Origin of the sequence: Pseudomonas sp. A25(2017) (assembly GCF_002001065.1) — a bacterium.
Classification (GTDB): domain Bacteria; phylum Pseudomonadota; class Gammaproteobacteria; order Pseudomonadales; family Pseudomonadaceae; genus Aquipseudomonas; species Aquipseudomonas kilonensis.
Map to the genome: position 1 here is coordinate 12,274 of NZ_MUOA01000092.1, position 18,159 is coordinate 30,432.

Annotated in this window: 10 protein-coding genes, 1 tRNA gene and 3 pseudogenes; 8 read left to right on the top strand and 6 right to left on the bottom strand. The window is 60.3% G+C overall.

Features of this window, described 5'->3' with window-relative positions:
* Positions 1 to 75 precede the first annotated feature (75 nt).
* Entirely contained in the window at positions 76 to 1,236 is a 1,161-nt protein-coding gene (locus B0E42_RS24250) for a hypothetical protein (RefSeq protein WP_077507942.1), read from the bottom strand.
* 112 nt (positions 1,237 to 1,348) lie between these two features.
* Positions 1,349 to 2,767, bottom strand: coding sequence for a short-chain fatty acid transporter (locus B0E42_RS24255; RefSeq protein ID WP_003205576.1), 1,419 nt, complete (start codon positions 2,765 to 2,767; stop codon positions 1,349 to 1,351).
* A 308-nt stretch (positions 2,768 to 3,075) separates the two neighbouring features.
* Between B0E42_RS24255 and B0E42_RS31880 the strand changes: the two are divergent.
* Together B0E42_RS31880 and B0E42_RS31885 are read left to right on the top strand one after the other, a co-directional pair.
* Positions 3,076 to 3,762 (top strand): annotated as a pseudogene (locus tag B0E42_RS31880) (PAS domain-containing protein); the annotation flags it as partial.
* A gap of 108 nt (positions 3,763 to 3,870) precedes the next feature.
* Positions 3,871 to 4,302: pseudogene (locus B0E42_RS31885) on the top strand (methyl-accepting chemotaxis protein); the annotation flags it as partial.
* A 171-nt stretch (positions 4,303 to 4,473) separates the two neighbouring features.
* Here the strand turns inward: B0E42_RS31885 and ggt are convergent.
* The 3 genes from ggt to B0E42_RS24275 form a co-directional block, all read right to left on the bottom strand.
* The gene (gene ggt / locus B0E42_RS24265; RefSeq protein ID WP_033062559.1) at positions 4,474 to 6,315 is read right to left on the bottom strand and encodes a gamma-glutamyltransferase; all 1,842 of its coding nucleotides are present in this window, start codon (positions 6,313 to 6,315) and stop codon (positions 4,474 to 4,476) included.
* Positions 6,316 to 6,491: 176 nt separating this feature from the next.
* A tRNA-Met gene (locus tag B0E42_RS24270) sits at positions 6,492 to 6,568 on the bottom strand.
* Between the two features lie 103 nt (positions 6,569 to 6,671).
* The gene (locus tag B0E42_RS24275; RefSeq protein ID WP_053181899.1) at positions 6,672 to 8,729 is read right to left on the bottom strand and encodes a methyl-accepting chemotaxis protein; all 2,058 of its coding nucleotides are present in this window, start codon (positions 8,727 to 8,729) and stop codon (positions 6,672 to 6,674) included.
* A 333-nt stretch (positions 8,730 to 9,062) separates the two neighbouring features.
* Between B0E42_RS24275 and B0E42_RS24280 the strand changes: the two genes are divergently transcribed.
* The gene (locus B0E42_RS24280) at positions 9,063 to 10,280 is read left to right on the top strand and encodes an MFS transporter (protein WP_018604610.1); all 1,218 of its coding nucleotides are present in this window, start codon (positions 9,063 to 9,065) and stop codon (positions 10,278 to 10,280) included.
* A 244-nt stretch (positions 10,281 to 10,524) separates the two neighbouring features.
* Here the strand turns inward: B0E42_RS24280 and B0E42_RS24285 are convergent, their stop codons facing one another.
* Positions 10,525 to 12,825 carry a calcium up-regulated protein gene (locus B0E42_RS24285; protein ID WP_077507945.1) on the bottom strand — a complete coding sequence of 767 codons (2,301 nt, stop codon included), beginning with the start codon at positions 12,823 to 12,825 and terminating at the stop codon, positions 10,525 to 10,527.
* 1,172 nt (positions 12,826 to 13,997) lie between these two features.
* Between B0E42_RS24285 and B0E42_RS31890 the strand changes: the two are divergent.
* The 5 genes and pseudogenes from B0E42_RS31890 to B0E42_RS24305 all read left to right on the top strand — a co-directional run.
* Positions 13,998 to 15,020: pseudogene (locus tag B0E42_RS31890) on the top strand (HAMP domain-containing protein); the annotation flags it as partial.
* 111 nt (positions 15,021 to 15,131) lie between these two features.
* Complete coding sequence (locus B0E42_RS31895; protein WP_371103541.1) at positions 15,132 to 15,920, top strand: methyl-accepting chemotaxis protein; 789 nt, start codon at positions 15,132 to 15,134, stop codon at positions 15,918 to 15,920.
* 131 nt (positions 15,921 to 16,051) lie between these two features.
* Positions 16,052 to 16,495: a DUF3592 domain-containing protein gene (locus B0E42_RS24295; protein ID WP_018604615.1), complete on the top strand. Its 444-nt coding sequence runs from the start codon at positions 16,052 to 16,054 to the stop codon at positions 16,493 to 16,495.
* A 4-nt stretch (positions 16,496 to 16,499) separates the two neighbouring features.
* Positions 16,500 to 17,087 carry a hypothetical protein gene (locus B0E42_RS24300; RefSeq protein ID WP_053181890.1) on the top strand — a complete coding sequence of 196 codons (588 nt, stop codon included), beginning with the start codon at positions 16,500 to 16,502 and terminating at the stop codon, positions 17,085 to 17,087.
* 106 nt (positions 17,088 to 17,193) lie between these two features.
* Positions 17,194 to 17,571, top strand: a complete 378-nt coding sequence (locus B0E42_RS24305; protein ID WP_018604621.1) for a cytochrome c — start codon at positions 17,194 to 17,196, stop codon at positions 17,569 to 17,571.
* Positions 17,572 to 18,159: the final 588 nt, after the last annotated feature.

The window sequence follows — 18,159 nt, forward strand, 5'->3', positions numbered from 1 at the left end:
CTACTGTCGACTCTGACAGGTGCCAAAGGCGCTTTCCCGCGTCAGCGCCAGCCTACGCGGAAAGCGCCTCAAGGTTTAGACCGCCTCGGCTGGCAGCGGCATCGGTACCTTCAGTTGCGGAAGTTGCGACTTGATCGCCGGCGTTTCGCATTTTTTCGCCGCATCATCCGGCGTCAAGTTGCGAATGGAGGTGTAGAACAACTCGCAGGTCTTCTCCTTTTGCGTGACCTGCCAGGTTTGCGTGCACTGGTTCAGTAGGGGGGTCGGGTCGGTGCCCGGCTTGCTGCCCATGCCGGCCTGCCAGCAGGCGGCGCTCAGGTCCTGGCCCATGACTTTCAAGCCGGCGGCATCCGCCTTGGCTTCGTCACCGTCGTAGCTGTCCTTGTCGGCGGCGTACCAGATGTAGCTCGGATGGTTGGAGCCCAGGACCGGAACCTGGACCCCGCTGCCGGTTGTGATGGTCGCCAAGCCGAGCACACCCACGGTCTGGCCGTACTGGGTCTTGATCCAGTTCCGAACGGGCGCTCCGAAGGCCACCATCGGCAACGCGGCGCCGCTGGCGGTTTGGGTGACCTGTGTGACCATGGTGGTCTGGTAATCTTTGAAGTAGCTATAGAGTCCCTCCAATGTGCTGCCAGCATTGGACGGCGCTGCGATGGGCGCGATGTCGATGATGGTCTGGTAGGCCGGCGTCTGTTCAACCGCAATGCCGTTGACGGTCAGCAGCGTGGCCCAACGATCGGTGGTCGCCGACTCCAGATAGTCCTGGGCCTGGGTCAGGGAGTAGTCCGGCGGGAAGTGTAGCAACTCGACACTCTTGCGGTTTTCCAGGGCCATGCCCAGCGGCAGGAACAGGTACCAGTTGTAGGACCATTTTTTTTCGCTGTTGAGTTTCGAGGCCCCGTTGTACGCCAGGTCCCCGGCGTCAAGCAGGGCCTTGAGCGGTTGGCCGTAGCTCTTCGGTACGCCGCTGATGCTGGCATAGACCTTGTCGTTATCGATTTTGACGTGGACCTTGGCCGTGCCATAGCCGTCGCGCTGCACGCTTTGGGTCAGGTAGTGCTCGACGGTCTGTTCCAGGGTCCAGTCGCGAAAGCAGATGACGTTGCAGTTGTTGGGGTAGGCAAAGAGGCGGGTGACGCGTTCGGTGCTGCCCAGTTGTACGTCAATGTCGGTGGCGTGGGCGGTGGCACTGAAGGCCAGGGCGGCAAAAGAAAGTGCGGCGAGTTTGGACATGCTCAGATCCTTTTCAGCGTGTGGGCCCCTCGAAACAGGGCGCATCCATACTGAAACAGACCGAGCCGAAGAAGAAGTGGGCCGATGGAAATATCGGCCCTTTTTTATGGCTTTATGGCATCACTGGCGGCAAATAACTCAATGTCGTCCCCAGTGCCCATAGCAGCGCCAGCACCAGCGGCGTATGCACCAGCAACTGGACGAAGGAAAAACCGATCAGGTCCCTGGCCTTCAGCCCCAAGACCCCCAGCAGCGGCAGCATGTAGAAGGGGTTGATAAGGTTCGGCAGCGCTTCGGCGGCGTTATAGATCTGCACCGCCCAACCCAGGTGATAGTTCAGGTCATTGGCCACCTGCATGACGTAGGGCGCTTCAATGATCCACTTGCCGCCGCCAGAAGGAATGAAGAAGCCCAGGACCGCCGAATAGACGCCCATCAACAGGGCGTAGGTGTCATGGGAGGCGATTTGTACGAAAAAGGTCGAGATGTGGTGGGCCAGGGTCTGGGCATCACTGCCTTTGACCGTGGTCAGCAGCGCGGCGATCGAGCCGTAAAGCGGAAACTGGATCAACACGCCGGTGGTGGTCGGCACCGCGCGGGCCACGGCGTCGAGAAAGCTGCGCGGCCGCCAGTGCAGCAAGGCGCCCAGCATGATGAACAGGAAGTTATACGTATTGAGCCCGGAAATGGCACTGATCGCAGGCTTGGTCGAAAACTCATGGAACAGCCAACCGGCCGCCAGCAGCACCAGGGCGATGATCAGCAGCGGACTGTGCTCCAGCCATTCCCCTGGGCGGGTACGGGGCTGCAACGCCGGCATACTGAAACTGGGGTCGATGCCACAAGCGGCGGCGTCGCGGGCACTGTTCGGCCCCGGGGCGGTGGCGTAGGCGACGATCAGGGAAATCACGATCAGCGCCAGCAACATGACCCCGGACTGCCAGAGGAAAATCGTCTGGGTGAAAGGAATGACGCCAGTAATCGACAGGATCGAGGGCGGCAGGCTGGCCGGGTTGGCCTGCAATTGCGCCGCCGACGAAGACAATCCCAGGGCCCACACTGCGCCCAGGCCCAAGTACGCGGCGGCGCCGGCGGCGCGGTAATCCATCTTCAGGTCGGTGCGTCGGGCGAGGGCGCGCACCAGCAAACCGCCAAACACCAACGACAGGCCCCAGTTGAGCAGCGACGCGACCATGGAAATCAGTGCCACCCACGCCACGGCGGAGCGGCCGTTGGTCGGAATCCGTGCCAGGCGGTCAATCAATTTGACGGCCGGCGGCGAACTGGCGACCACGTATCCGCCGATCACCACGAAGGCCATTTGCATGGTGAACGGGATCAGGCTCCAGAAGCCGTCGCCAAACGCCATGGCCGCCGCTGTGGGTGTGGCGCCGATGAATTGCGTCGCCACGGCGACCACCAGCACCGCCAGCGCGGCAAAGACCCAGGAATCGGGGAACCAGCGCTCGGCGAAACTGGAACAGCGCAAGGCGAAGCGGGCGGAACGGCTGTCTTCGATGTCAGTGGTCACGGCAATTACCTCGTTTTTATGGTTATGGGTATTGATGGCGGCAAGGCTTCAAAGGTCAGGCGCAACAGTAGAACAATCCAGTGACCATGGGAGGCTCATCGGGTTCGCGGGCGCCCTGGAATATTTTCGATAGGGGCTCGGGGCGCTCTTTAGAAAAAAATCGCCGGGCCGATGGCAAGGGAACAGCCATTTAATTCTTCTGCTGTCGGAGCTGCCCCATGTTCAACAACCGCCTGAAGCAGGAGCTGCTGGCTCTTCGCCAAGAACTGTCCAGCCTTGCGCAAGTCAAGGAAAGCCTGGATCGCGAAATGCTTGGCCTCACCCTGGATGCCGATGGACGGATTCAATCGGTCAATCAGAATTTCCTCGACGAGATGCGCTACAAGAGCCAGGACTTGATTGGCCGGCCTGTGGATGAGCTGGTCCCTGCGTATTTGAGATCCAATGAGTTCCAGGTTCGCTTCAAGTCGGCGTTGACCCGTGGCGAGCACTTTTCCGGCGCCGTGCGCCTGCTGCGAGGCAATGGCCAGGAAGCCTGGCTGCGTTCGATCCTCCAGCCCGTGCGGGGTGCTGACGGGCGGATCCGCTATTTTTCGATGTACTCCAATGACCTGACCCGCACCATCGAGGCTTCCCGCGAGCATGAAAACCTCATCGGCGCGTTGGTGCGTTCAACGGCGGTGATCGAATTCGATTTGGGTGGTCATGTACTGACGGCCAACGATCGCTTCCTCAACGCCATGGGTTACAGCCTTGCGCAGGTCAAGGGCAAGCACCACCGCACGTTTTGTGAACCTGAGGAATACAACAGCGCGGCCTACCAGCAGTTCTGGAAGCGCTTGAACAGTGGTGAGTTTGTGGCTGGCCGCTTCAAGCGTCTCGACAGCAGTGGTCGTGAGGTCTGGCTGGAAGCCTCCTACAACCCGGTGCTCGATGCCAACGAGCGGCTGTATAAAGTGGTCAAGTTCGCCACCAACATCACCGACCAGGTCAACCAGGAAAAAGCCGTCGCCGAGGCGGCCAGCATCGCCTATAGCACCTCGTTGCAGACCGACAGCAGCGCCCAGCGCGGCACGACGGTGGTGACCCAGGCCGTGGATGTGATGCGCGACCTGGCCCGGCACATGCAAACCGCTGGCGAAGGCATCGAGGCGCTGAATGAACAATCCCTGGTGATCGGTACCATCGTCAAGACCATCAGCGGCATCGCCGAGCAAACCAACCTGCTGGCGCTCAACGCCGCGATCGAAGCGGCCCGGGCCGGTGAGCAAGGCCGTGGTTTTGCGGTGGTGGCCGATGAAGTGCGACAACTGGCATCGCGCACCAGCCAGGCGACCGATGAAATCGTGGGCGTGGTCCGCCAGAACCAGGACATGGCCCGCAACGCCGTGGCACTGATGACCGACGGCCAGCACCAGGCTGAACACGGCCTGGCTCTGGCTGCCGAGGCGGGGACGGTGATTGTCGAGATCCAGGACGGGGCGAAGAAGGTGGTCGATGCGGTGAGTCAGTTTGCCAACCAGCTATCGACTTGAGAAACCTGCTGAGCGAGCCGCCGCTATCGCGAGCAAGCTCGCTCCCACCGTTTTATCCGGGAAAGCCTTGATATTGTGTTCGCTGCCATCCCCTGTGGGAGCGAGCTTGCTCGCGATGGCGGCCACACATTCAACATCCTGGCACGCTGACTCAACCTGATCGACGAGTGCTCAATCCCCCAGCGCGGCACCTTCGCGCCGCGGGTCCGCGCCGCCGGCCAATGAAGTTTTCCCTTGCGCATCACGCACCCGGACGATCGCCTGGGTACCGCTGTTCATGTCGATCTCGCTCACCGCATGGCCTTTGTCTTTCAGCGTCTGGATCAGCGTCGGGCTGAACTGTCCCTTTTCCAGTTCGGTGGGGCCATTGCGGCTGCCGAAGTTGGGGAGGTTGATGGCGGTTTGCGGGTCCAGGTTCCAGTCGAGCAGGCCGATCACTGACTTGGCGACGTATTCGATGATTTGCGAGCCACCGGGGGAGCCGACAGCGGCCAGCAGCCTACCCTGATGATCGAAGATCAGCGTCGGCGCCATGGACGAGCGCGGGCGTTTGCCGGGTTCGACGCGGTTGGCGACTTTTTGTCCGTTTTCTTCAGGGATGAAGGAGAAGTCGGTCATCTGGTTATTGAGCATGAAACCCTGGACCATCAAGTGCGATCCGAATGCCGACTCCACCGTGGTGGTCATGGACACGGCGCCACCCTGGTCATCCACCGCCACCACTTGCGAGGTGGAAATGCGTAGCGGCGAACGGTCCGGCGCATAGGCCACCTGAATGCCTGGCGGTGTTCCGGGCTTGGCGACGCCCATGCTACGAGGGCCGATCAGGCTGGCTCGGCTGGCAAGGTAACCTTGATCGACCAGCCCTTTGAGCGGCACGGCTACAAAATTCGGGTCGGCAATGTATTGGGCGCGGTCGGCGTAGGCCAGGCGCTCGGCTTCGGCGATCAGGTGCACCGCTTCGGGGGAGGGTTCAATGCCGGCGGGTTTAGCGGTCTTGAGGGGTTTCAAGGGGGCGAGGGCCGCGTTGCTGTCGCGCTGTTCCAGGGCCTGCAACGTCCCGAGGATCTGCGCCACGGCAACCCCGCCCGACGACGGTGGTGGCATGCCGCAGATCTGCCAGCGCTTGTAGTCGGTGCATAGCGCGGGCCGCTCCCGTGCGGTGTAGCCCTGGAGGTCGTTCAGCGAAAGACTGCCGGGGTTGGCGTGACCCTGCACCTTGGCGACGATCTCCTCGGCAACCGGCCCTTTGTACAAAACATCGGGACCTTCGTTGGCGATGCGCTTGAGCACGCCTGCCAATGCCGGGTTTTTCAGCACGGTGCCGACTGCCTTCGGGCTGCCATCGGCATTGAGAAAGTACGCCGCCATGTCGGGCGAGCCCGGCAACGACGGGTCGGACGCGATCAAGGCGTGCAGCCTGGGGGAGATTGCGAAGCCCTGCTCCGCCAGCGCGATGGCCGGCTCGAACAGCCTCGCCCATTCGAGACGGCCATGTTTGCGATGGGCCAGTTCCAGTCCGCGCAATACCCCCGGTGTACCGACGGAACGACCGCCGATTTGGGCGGCGGTAAACGGCATGGGTTTACCGTCGGCTTGCAGGAAAAGTCTTTCGGTGGCGCCGGCCGGTGCTGTTTCGCGACCGTCATAGGTGCGCACGGCCTTGCCATCCCACAGCACGATGAACGCGCCGCCGCCGATGCCTGAAGATTGCGGTTCCACCAGCGTCAGCACCGCTTGCATCGCAATCGCCGCGTCGATGGCCGAGCCGCCACGTCGCAACATCTCCCGCCCAGCCTCGGCCGCCAACGGGTTGGCCGCGGCCGCCATATGCTTGTCGGCGTGACGGGCCTGCACATCGGTGCGGTAGCCGGACGTGATTTCCGGCGGGGAAGGTAATGTCGGTGTGGTCGTGGAGGAGGGCGGGGCCTTGCAGGCGCTAAGCGTTAGCGCGACAGCCAGCAACGAAACGGCTGACAGACGATGAAGGTTTGGTTTCAGATCTATAAGCACGTGTCGCTCCATCCGTGGGCCAGGGAGATAGAGAACGACTGTAGCGACGCGAGGCGTGGGGCGCAAATCAACAAGGCTTCTTGCCACAGGGGCGTGCAACCAAATCCTGAGAGGACAGGCACTTTTCTCCGAGCATAAAAAAACGGCCTATCTTTCGATAGGCCGTTTTTAGTACTTGGTGGCTACACAGGGACTTGAACCCCGGACCCCAGCATTATGAATGCTATGCTCTAACCAACTGAGCTATGTAGCCAAGTGGCGCGCATTATTCGCCGGTAACGAAGATGTGTCAAGCGTAAATCTGAAATATTTCTCTGCGCTTTCAACCGCTTAACAATCCTCGCTGCAAATCGCTATCAGCTGAGCTGAAATCTCCCTGTGTTGGCACTCAGGGCCCGGCTTCCCTGGCTCAGGGTGTCCGCCGCCAAATTCACGGCCCGTGCGCCTTCAAGCAAACGCATCGCTGCCTGGTCGACCTGCTGGATATTGCCGCTGACCTCGTCGGCGGTGCTGGCTTGTTCATCCACGGCGGTGGCGATTTGCGCCAGGGTGTCGGTGACGCTTTGCACCGCGCTGGCAATTTCTCCCAGCCGTTCGCCAAGGCCGGTGACTGCTTGAGCGTCGGTCTGGGCCTGGCCGCAGGCGGCTTCCATCAGGCTGACGGCCTCGTTGACCGTGGCGCGCAGGCTGTCGACGGTGGCGGCAATCTGCTGCGTGGAGGATTGGGTGCGTTGCGACAGGCTGCGCACCTCGTCGGCCACTACCGCGAAACCACGGCCCTGTTCCCCGGCGCGAGCGGCTTCGATGGCGGCATTGAGGGCCAAAAGATTGGTCTGTTCGGCCACGCCACGAATGGTATCGACCACCAGTTGGATCTGTTGCCCCTGTTCGCTGACCCGTCCCAGTGCGGCGGCGGTTTCGTTGAGGCGCTGGTTGAGCTGCTGGATGCTGGCCGTGGTGCGTTGGCTGTCGCGGCTGCTGTCGGTGGCGATGCGGCGGGTCTGCTGGGCACTATCGGAGGCCTGTTCACAACTCTTCGCCACACCCTGGGAGGTGGCGGCCAGTTGTGTCGCGGCGGCAGCGATCTGGCTGATCTGCATTTGCTGGGCCTCGACTTCGCCCAGGGCGCCGCTGGAGTGCGTATTGAGGGTGCGCACGGCATTGCTCAACTGCAACGTTTCGTGGTCGACCCCCAGCAGGCTGTTGCGCAATTGCACCACGGCGACGTTGAGGGCGGTGCTGATGGCCGCCAGTTCATCGCGCCCTTGCACCGGTACTTGCAGGCTGAGATTGCCATCGCGCAGGGCTTCGGCCAGCAGGGTGATGCCGCTGGCGCTGCGCCGGATCGACGCTTGCAGGCAAACAAAAAGATACAGCGCCGCCAGCAACAGGCAGCCCAGTACCGTCGCTACCAGGGTGAACTGGCGAATCGCCGAACCGTGGTAGTGGTCCAGGCGCGTATCCAGTGCCACCAGTGACTGTTGCCGCAGGGTCGCCAGATCGACGAGAAGGGCATCCATGTGTTTCTCGAAGTCTTCGGGCTTGAGACTGATGGAACCGCCGAACACGCCGTCATCCAGCACTTTCAGGCCGGCCTCCAAGTGCTTGAGGCTGCCTTGGAATTGTCCGGCCCAGGTTTGCAGATCGCTGGGCAGGCGGGTTTCCAGCAGTGCTCCGGTCTTGACCAGTTGGTCCCGGGCGTCGCCGATACGGCTGCGCAGGTCTCGCAGTTGCAGGCGACTCTGCAAGGTGAACTGGCCTGATACCACGGAGGCCTGGCCGACGCTTGCAAGGCGGCCGACCCGTTCGATCAGGTCTGGCGTCTGTTGGGTGGAGATCTGGGTCAGCAGATACGTCTCCAGCCAGGAAGCGAGGGTCAGGCGGTTGTCCATGACCATCTGCTCGCGCAAGGCTTGCAGAGCGCTGAGGGCGGCGGTGAAGCGGTCGTAGCCATCTGGCCACCAACCGACGCTGCCCAGGCTTTTCGAATCCAGACCGTTGAGGCTGGTCTGCAGGGTTTGATAGCGGGCGAGGGTATCGGCTTCGGCCCCTTCGGTTTGCAGGGTATTGGCCAGGTCGCTGGCGGCCTGGTTGAGGGTCGGTTGCACGGCATCGTACGCCGCCATGGCGGCCAGCGTCGCCGGTGTCGGCTGCCGATTGGTCTCGGTAGCGCGCCAGCGGGCGGCGCGGTTGCGCTGGGCGGTGAGCAGGTTGTCCAGGTTATCCAGGGCCAGCAATTGGCGCACCCCGGCGCGTTCCCCGGAAATCAGGCTGAGTTTGTCGCGATAGTCCTGGCCGATGAGCCACAGGCTGCCCATGAGCGGCAGGATAAAAAGCAGGAACAGCAATTGGAATTTGCGGGCGAAGCCGAAATGCCCCAACAACCTGATGCCTGGTGATAAAAAAGCCTGCATGCCCATACTCCCCCTGAACACCCTTGCACTATTTTTGTGCGCTTTCTACACAAGTGCCGAAACAGGTGCTCTTTTAAAAGGCCTCGAAAGTTTGTCCAAATCGGCTCGGTAGGCCAGCTCTGTAGCGAAACTTCCCATTCTCGGTCCCCTTTGTAAGGAGCCGCGTTGTAGGCCATTAACAAGGCAAGATTCAGACCATGGCGTTGAGCTATCACCTTGGATTTCGACAATTTTTCGACTTCGATAGCTAGCTAAGGGGATAGCCTTGCTGCACCGAAAAATGGCACATTGACGCACCTGCCCGTGTGCACCCTCTGTCGTATGGAAACTCCCATGGCTATCAGCAATACCCAGGCCGAGATCCCAGCCGTTGCCGCCACTGCGCAAAGCAGTCCATTGGTCATGCGGATTATCGGCGCCGTGGCGCTGGCGCATCTGATCAACGACTTGATCCAGGCCGTGCTGCCCTCGATTTATCCAATGCTCAAGGACAGCTATGGCCTGACGTTCACTCAGGTTGGCCTGATCACCTTGACGTTCCAGTTGACCGCCTCATTGTTGCAGCCTTGGGTCGGTTATCACACGGACCGGCACCCCAAGCCCTGGCTGCTGCCGGCCGGGACGGTGTGCACGTTGATCGGCATTGTGATGATGTCCATGGTCGGCAGTTTTGCCTTGATCCTGTTGGCGGCGGCATTGATCGGCATTGGCTCGTCGACCTTTCACCCGGAAGCGTCGCGGGTGGCGCGATTGGCCTCGGGCGGTCGCTACGGGCTGGCGCAATCGACGTTCCAGGTGGGCGGTAACGCCGGCTCAGCCTTTGGCCCGCTGCTGGCGGCGGCGATCATCATTCCCTATGGGCAAGGCAATGTGGCCTGGTTCGGGCTGTTCGCCCTGTTTGCGCTGTTCGTGCTGTACCGCATCAGCCGTTGGTATGCCAACCACCTGAACTTGTTCAAGCTCAAGCAAGGCCAGGCGGCTACGCATGGTCTATCCAAGGGCCGAGTCTTGAGTGCGCTGGTAGTGCTGGGGCTGCTGGTGTTTTCCAAGTACTTCTACATGGCCAGTTTCACCAGCTACTTCACCTTCTACCTGATCGAGAAGTTCGACTTGTCGGTGGCCTCTTCGCAATTGCACCTGTTCCTGTTTCTCGGGGCAGTGGCGGCGGGGACCTTCTTTGGCGGACCGATTGGCGACAGGATCGGGCGCAAGGCGGTGATCTGGTTCTCGATCCTCGGCGTGGCACCGTTCACCCTGATCCTGCCTCATGTCGACCTGTTGTGGACCAGCATCCTCAGCGTGGTCATCGGCTTCATCCTGGCCTCGGCGTTCTCGGCCATTGTCGTGTATGCCCAGGAGCTGGTACCGGGCAATGTCGGGATGATCGCTGGCGTGTTCTTCGGGCTGATGTTCGGTTTCGGCGGGATTGGCGCCGCGCTGCTGGGGCACCTGGCGGACATCCGTGGCATCGAGTATGTGTACTGGTTGTGCTCGTTCCTGCCATTGTTCGGGGTGTTGGCGATTTTCTTGCCGAGGACTCGAAAGGCTTGAGGCGGGGAGCATCGATGTAGCTGAGCCATCGCAATCGCGAGCAAGCTCGCTCCCACATGGGTTGGTGGGTGTTCTCGGCCATCTGCACACGACACAAAACCCTGTGGGAGCGAGCTTGATCGCGAAGGCGTCGGCACATCCTGTATCAATGCAAACCGACCCAACGCCTTCGGAGCAAGCCCGCCGATCAACACGGCTTTTTCTTCGAGCGGAACGCCCGCTCCTCATGCCTGCGATTCACCCCTCAAGGACGGTAGACACTGGCCTGGATGGCGCCGGGGTATTGCCTGAACCCGCCCGTGTTGCACAGCGGTGTCGACAGTTGGTAGTCACCCGCTGTCGTGGCGTTGGCGGTGCGCACATTACCGGCCGCGAACCCAGAGTAATCCTGAAAGGCATCGAACGAGGCGATTGGCTCGTCGAAGTAGTTGCCACGGGAAGGGTCGAAGATCGAGAGCGTGATTGCTACGCCACCAGGAAATGCTGCTTCGGCCTCGATCAACACGGTCTCGTAGGGATACAGGGTCTGTGGGGACGGCCCGGCGGAAGTGGGGGAGGGATTGAACACCGTGGCCACCAGCGTGTTCGGGCTCAGGTTGGTAAGCGCGATGACCAGGTAATTGGCGTCATTGCCGCCGTAGGTGTAGGGCCGCGTCGTGGCGAACGCCCAACCGTTACTGCTGTTAAAGAAGTCGTCCTTCGAGCCGCCGTTGTCCCAGACCTGGGTGAGCGCGATTTCTTCCGGATAGATTGACCAGTCCGTCGAATCGGCGATCCAGTATTTGAAGTAGGTCCCGTCGATCGCGGGTGCGATGTACTGCGCGTAGGCGGGCACACCGTCGATGGGGTTGTTATTGACGTCCAGGTATTGGTAGATCTGGTATTTGGCCGGCAGCAGCATCTGCATCACCGACAGCACGTAACCCTGCTTGGCGGCTTTCACCATATTTCCGGTTTCACCGGAGTTCCAGAACAACCCGTCGGGCGCAGTGGAAGCGATCAGCGTATAGGTGATCTTCAGCTTGGCCCAGTCGGTCAGGATCGTGGATTCCATGGTGCCGAAAGTGTCCAGCAACCCTTCGAAGGTAGTGCTCAATTGTCCCCACAGGTCGGCATAGGCTACCTGGAACAGGCTGGGAGAAACACTCGAACTCTGGGCCGCGACCGCGACATTGATGCCGCTCTGGAGAACGTTGGCCGCGACGGCGAAATAATTGATCTCGCCTTCCATCGTTTCAGCCGAGAGCACGGTGTAGATGACGCCCGAGAGCACCGCCAGGATGATGCCGCCGATATTGGTCGAGTCACCGTCCTCGAAGCTGGCATCCAGACCCAGTTCGGAGAGCAGCGCTCCCTGGTCCTCGAACAACAGGGAGTGGAAGCTGGTATAGCAGGCGAACAGGCTGTTGACGGCGCTCGCTGCGCTGAGCTCCAACTTCAACTGGTCCACTACGGGGTGCCAGACTTGCGCTGGGAACGCGTTGTAGTCCAGGCCGAGCATGTCTTGCCGGTAACTGTCCAGGGTGCTGGCGCCGTTGGTGTACTGCTCGCGCAGGATCAAATGGGGCTGATTGTTCATGGCCGCCAGTTTGTTGTTGATCCAGTCATAGACAGCCTGTTGGTCAGGCGTAAAGGCCGGGAAGGCCGGGTCGGACGCCGGCAAGGCCATGATGCTGTCCAGGGGCGTGGTAGGCATGAAGTACCATTGGCTCGAGCTGTCGGTGTCTTGCATCTGTACCGAGCCCCCCGCGATATCGACACTCAGATACTGGTTCGAAGCGCTGTTCTGGATGGCCGTGGGGCCGAGTCCCGTTCCCCAGAGCCAGGTCTGTTCGACCGGGACGGGTACGCTCTGTGCGGTGTTGATTGCCGTATTGCTGCCGGCATCCTGAGTTAACACCAACCCGGCGAGCAGGCCGCTGAGTAGGCGTCCATCGGCGGTGACTTGCCAGATCTGGTTGGGCGAACCGGCCACGAAGGGGCTCAACGTCACGCCGTCGGAACTGGCGGTGAGTACATGGGGCACGCCTTTCACGGGCGCGACGAGGCTGCTTTGCACATTGACCCAGCGAGTCGGTGGCCAAACCTGATAGTGATTGCTGCTAGAGGCCCAGCAGGCTTGGTTGAGGGTGTTGTACAGCACGAGGTTGCCGTCGGTCTGGACGAGCAGTTCCTGAGGCTCGATGCCGTTGGTGTAGGGCGACCATGCCACGTTGCCATCGCTGGTACCCAGGACCAGGTTGCCATCGGTCTGGACATCGAAGTAGGCACCGTTGTTGGTGCCCGTGGCCCAGATCGCGCTGCCAGTGAACGAGCTGTTGGCCGCCACGGGGCCTGTGACGACCTGGTACAGCACCAGGTTGCCATCAGGCTGCAGCAGCAACACATAGCCGTTGCCGGCCGCTGCCGCCCATTGGCCGGGGAGCATCCGTGTGCCGGGTGGAATGTTGCCGTTGTCAGCCTGGACCGGCTCGCCGAGCGGGACCGTGAGGAAGGTGCTGGGGTTGGTGGATGTTGCCAGCGTTATATCGCTCAGGTTGTTCATGTTGATCTCCTTTTCACGACATTGAGTGGACGCCTTGCGGTTGTTTTCGGAGGTGAGTGAGCGCAGTGCATGGGCACGGCTGCGCTCCCACGAATCCGGCGCGCCTGTGCCTGCTACGCCGATGCAATTGATCGGGAAGTCTTTTCAAGTGTTGGGTCGCGAACAGGTCCCGGAGCGAATCAACCGCTCCAGGACTTGAGGTGGCCGAGGGAATGCTCAGCCAGGAGGGTGCCGTTCAATGTCGCCAGTGGCTGGCAGCACGGCACGAATGGCGGGGGCGGGGGCGGGTCTCTTCGTATATCCGTAGTTTGCGAGACTGTGCATGAGAATCTCCCTATCCATGCGGAAGAAGGCGTTTGAGCGTTGTGCCTTGCAGGGCGCGCATGAAGTGTAGTCCGGCGCTCATATCTTGCCTGAGGTCCCCTTTTTGCGGGGCGGTGACCTGTGCCGGGCAAAGAGTCAGTCCCAACTTGAAGCGCTGTGAATCTTGTACTTGATGAGTACGTCGCTGTTGCGACTAAAGTACTGGTTTGTATAAGCCTTAAGTGGGTATTTGTATAAAGGTTGGTCGTGTTAATTTGCTGTTGTGGTTAATGGTTAGAAGGGAATCTGCAGCATTATTCAAGGGTGACCCCTGTGGTGACTGGAAAAGCAGGCTTTCACATTCTTTCCACCTATCGCCCTTATTGTCCCGGACATAAGGCCTTCGGTTCTTGGTTTGATGACCTCTTCCGCGCTGCGGGCGGACAGGGGTTGCGCCCCCCACCTGCCATATTGAAATTCTTATAAAGAGCTGTATTGCCAAGTTCTTCCAAGGTGTTTGCCTTGGGGGCGGCGTAGCAGCCGTGATCGATTGTTATGCCGTGTCGTGCACACGTTAGATGCTGCCGTCTTTTGACGTTGGCCATAAATAGAATCAGGCGGGGAATGATATGAAGTTCAAGTCATTGCAGGCACGTATTTGTGTCACGGCAGGCGTATGCCTGTTTGTTTCATCCATCAGCCTGATTGTCTACGGGCTTTTTAGCGCCCGGGCCAACGAGCAATATGTCTCGACCGAGGTCAGCGCACTGGTTGAAAAATCAACGATCCGGGAAATCCAGAACCTGGCCGAATCCCGGGCCAACGCCATCCAGGCCAAGTTGCAGAATGCGCTGGATGCAGCCCGCACCATGGCCAATGCCTTCGCCGCCAGCAAGGCCTCGCAAAGCCCCCTGATATTGGGCCGTGAACAGATCAACAGCGTACTGCTCAGCGTCCTCAAGGATAACCCTGACTTCAACGGCACCTATTCCTGCTGGGAACCGAATGCGTTGGACGGGCAGGATCCGGCGTTCCGCAATGCAGAGGATGGCAATAACCCGTTGACCGGGCGTTTCACGCCTTACTGGACGCGTAGCGCCGATGGCCACGTCGCGGTGCAACCATTGGTCGAGTATGACTCCCCGGACCGTCACCCCAACGGTGTGCCCAAGGGCGGCTGGTACAGCGGCCCGCGCGACACCCTGAAGGAAAGTGTGCTGGACCCCATTCCTTATGTGGTCCAGGGGAAAAACGTCTGGCTGACCACCTTGTCGGTGCCCATCGTCTCCAACGGCAAGTTCTACGGAGTGGTCGGGGCTGACTTCGATATCGCGTTTATCCAGAAACTCAGCGAGCAGATGTCTGCCGATCTCTACGGCGGCAAAGGCACGGTTTCGATCTTGAGTAACCAGGGCTTGGTGGTCGCGGACAGTCAGCGGACCGACCTGATTGGCCAGCCGATCAAGGCCTTGTTGCCTGACTCCTGGGAAAAAGTGCTCCGCGATATCCAGGCTGGTCGGGGTGATGGCCTGCTCAATGCGCAAACACAGAACATCGAAGTGCTGATGCCCATTGCGCTTGGTCGCACGGGCAAGCCCTGGGCGGTGTTGATTCGCCTGCCCAAGGCTGTGGTCATGAGCCAGGCCATCGCCCTGGAGCAGGAGCTGCAGGCGCGCAGCCTCAGCAACAGCATCTGGCAGGTGTCGGTAGGGTTGGTCATTTCGTTGTTGGCCCTGGCTGCCCTGTGGTATGCCGCGGCAAAAATCGTTGGGCCGATTCGCGAAGCCGCCGCCTTGGCAGCGACCATCAGCCTGGGGGATTTCTCTCGTCGCCTGGTGCAGAAATCCGAGGATGAAGTCGGGCAGTTGTCTGCGGCCCTCAACGACATGTCTGAAAGCCTGCAACGGCAGGTGCGGGTGGCCGAGCGCATTTCCGAAGGTGATCTGGACCTGGAGGTCCGCTTGTCTTCGCCCCATGACACCCTTGGCAAGTCGTTGGAGAAAATGGTCAGCAACCTGAACCAGCTGATTTCCGAGGTTCAAATCAGCGCCACCCAGATCACCGGCAGCTCGGCGCAGGTTACCGACTTGAGTCAGTCACTCTCCGACGGGGCTTCCAATTCCGCCTCGTCCATCACCGAAATCAGCGCGGTGATGACGCAGATGGCCGCCCAGACCCGGGACAATGCCGCCAACGCCAAGAAGGCCGATGAGCAATCCCAGGCCTCGCGGGCCGATGCCGGGGAAAGCGACAAATTGATGAGCGAACTGATTGCCGCCATGGCCGAAATCGACAACTCGGGCAAGGACATCACGGCGATCATCACCACCATCGACAACATCGCCGCACAAACCAACCTGCTGGCCTTGAACGCGGCGATCGAAGCGGCCCGGGCCGGTGAGCTTGGGCGCGGTTTTGCCGTGGTGGCCGACGAAGTACGTAGCCTGGCCGCCCGCAGTGCCGAGGCCGCCCAGCAGACTGCCGCGTTGATCGCTGATTCCTCGAGCAAGACCCAGCGCGGCATGATCATCGCCGGCCGGACCGCCGAATCGCTGAAGAACATCGTCAGTGGAACCGGTGCGGTGTCGAGCCTGGTTTCGCTGATCTACCAGGCCTCCAGCGAGCAGGCTTCAGGTTTGCAGCAGGCCAGCATCGGGCTTGAGCAGATCGACGAAGTGACGCAGAAAAACCAGTCGAACTCGCAAGAGTGCGCCGTGGCGGCCAAGGACCTTTCGGAGCGAGCTTCCCTGATGCAGCGGGTGTTGGGACGCTTCAAAGTCAAAAGAGGCTAATGGGCATCCGTGGTGAGGGAGCAAGTTCCCTCGCCACGGCGATCACAAACCTCGAATGAACAGCATTACGACATAGCAGGCTTTTTGTTATCCTCGCCGCCTTCTTTCATGGATGAATACCGGGACAAGCTATGGCTAACGACACCCCGTCACGCATCGGGACGATACTGCTAGGCCTGCTTTTTGCGCTGATTGGCATTGGCTTGCTGGGCATTGCCGTCAATCTCACCCTCGACCGTCGCGACTTCCTCGCCCGGGCACAGACCGCCGATGGCATCGTCAGCCACTTGAATGCCGGTGGTTCGCATCCTGAGATCGCCTTCACCACCGTCAGCGGTGAAAAAATCTCCTACCCCCAGGGCGGTTTTATCTTCGGTTATCAGAAGGACCAGCCGGTGCGGGTGCATTACCTGCCCGAGCAGCCGACGGCCAGCGCCATCGTCGATGCCCCGGCGGCACTGTGGGGCACTTCCGGGGTCCTGGGTTTTATCGGCCTGGTGTTCACCCTGGTCGGCCTGCTGAAAGCCATCCGCCAACGCGGTCGCGATGCGGTTCATTCACATAAAGGACTTTGAACGTATGAGCTACAACATCCCACTCCCGGTTAATGAGAGCCGCTGGCAGTACCAGACCGCTAGCGGCGGTGGCCTGACCGTGGTCATGGTGGCGGGCAGTGGTGGCTCGATTACCCTGCGCTCGCCCCAGGGCGAAGACGTCAGCTACCGCTATGGCGGGGTCGGCGTGGGTGTCGGATTTGGCGCCAGGCTGCCGCGCTTCGGCAAGATCAATATCCAGATCAAGGGCAAGGGCGTCAGTGCGGCCGGTGCGGCAGAGGCGTTTCCCAGCACCGGCAAGGTGTTTGTCAGCGACGCCCTGGTCGATCGCGACCTGACCAGTGACGACATCACCGGCCCTTGCATGTATACCGAAGTGGGCGTGGGCCTGGGGATCGGCGGTTCGGCCACGGCGCTGCTGTTCGGGCTCGATCCCAAGTTGCTGGCGTTGTCGGTGGTCCTGAGCTCCAACCCGGCCACCTCGCTCATCGCTTCGACCACGGTCAACCGGCAACTGGCACGCTCGGCCAAGGGCGCGGTGGTCATGGCCGGGGTGAACGCTGGCCTGCAGGCTGGTGGTGGCGCGGCGATCTACATGGGTTATCTGTTCTAGTCAGATTGTGCGAGCGGACAACAATCCCGGCATCTAAAACCTGTGGGAATGAGTTCGCTCCCACAGGGCGTTGCGCCCATAAAAATTGGCATGTGCCGAAAACATAATGAAAATATTAGTCATCGCTTCGCTCGGGTTTTTATCGCTCATTCAAACATCACTATCCGTTGCGGATAGTGCCAATGGGAAAAATCTCTATTTACAGAGATGTGCCATGTGTCACGGAGCAGATATCAAGGGGACGGGGCCGTTGGCTCATAAAAGCAATCCTCCTACGCCTGACCTTACAACTGCCGCTTTCAAGAAACGACTGAGTGATTATCCGGGTGTCATTGTGTCGTCGATCATACTGCGACCCAATGGGGATTTGATTCCGAGGACCTTGCGAGAGAATGGTGTGAAGCTATCGCCGTATTCTTGGAGTGTTAAGGATTTTCGCGATTTGAATCAGTATATGGGGGGGGTGATTTCAAAGAGCCGATGATTTTTGGGTTTTTTCTGCAGGCTGTTGTAGGTCTCGTGAATTCCATAGAAACTTGAGGGCCCCGTGTATATCCGTTATTTAGGTAACGGCTGCTTATGGTTCCGCTCTTACAGCGGGTCACTTTTGGAAGAGCGCCAAAAGTAACCAAAAGCGCTTTGCCCCACCACTCGGTGCCTCGCCTAGGCTCGGCATGCCCTCACTCCGGCATTGCTCCGTGGGCCCGCCGCGAAGGGCCATCCATGGCCCAGCGCGGCTATCCCGGCATCCATGCCGGGATGCCCACTGCGCAATGCCTGCGTTCGGCCAGCGTGGTTTAACGGGGCGCCCGAGATCAAAAGCCAAAGCAAAGCAAAAGCACGGCACATCCAGCATTTATGTAGCTGCACCATCGCTATCGCGAGCAAGCTCGCTCCCACATTCAATCTCCAGTGAACAAAAAATTTATGTCCAACACAAAACCACTGTGGGAGATTCTATGGTACGGGGCTACCCCTTAAATGCCTTTCGGTAAGTATTCGCTCTGGTTCTTCAGCAGGGCGAATACCACTCGGGCAAGCTTGCGGGCCAGTGCCACTAATGCTTCGGTTG

Coding starts and splice junctions, on each gene's coding strand:
- B0E42_RS24250 (WP_077507942.1), bottom strand. CDS start 1,236: ATGTCCAAACTCGCCGCACTTTCTTTTGCCGCCCTGGCCTTCAGTGCC.
- B0E42_RS24275 (WP_053181899.1), bottom strand. CDS start 8,729: ATGCAGGCTTTTTTATCACCAGGCATCAGGTTGTTGGGGCATTTCGGC.
- B0E42_RS24280 (WP_018604610.1), top strand. CDS start 9,063: ATGGCTATCAGCAATACCCAGGCCGAGATCCCAGCCGTTGCCGCCACT.
- B0E42_RS24285 (WP_077507945.1), bottom strand. CDS start 12,825: ATGAACAACCTGAGCGATATAACGCTGGCAACATCCACCAACCCCAGC.
- B0E42_RS31895 (WP_371103541.1), top strand. CDS start 15,132: ATGGTCAGCAACCTGAACCAGCTGATTTCCGAGGTTCAAATCAGCGCC.
- B0E42_RS24295 (WP_018604615.1), top strand. CDS start 16,052: ATGGCTAACGACACCCCGTCACGCATCGGGACGATACTGCTAGGCCTG.
- B0E42_RS24300 (WP_053181890.1), top strand. CDS start 16,500: ATGAGCTACAACATCCCACTCCCGGTTAATGAGAGCCGCTGGCAGTAC.
- B0E42_RS24305 (WP_018604621.1), top strand. CDS start 17,194: ATGAAAATATTAGTCATCGCTTCGCTCGGGTTTTTATCGCTCATTCAA.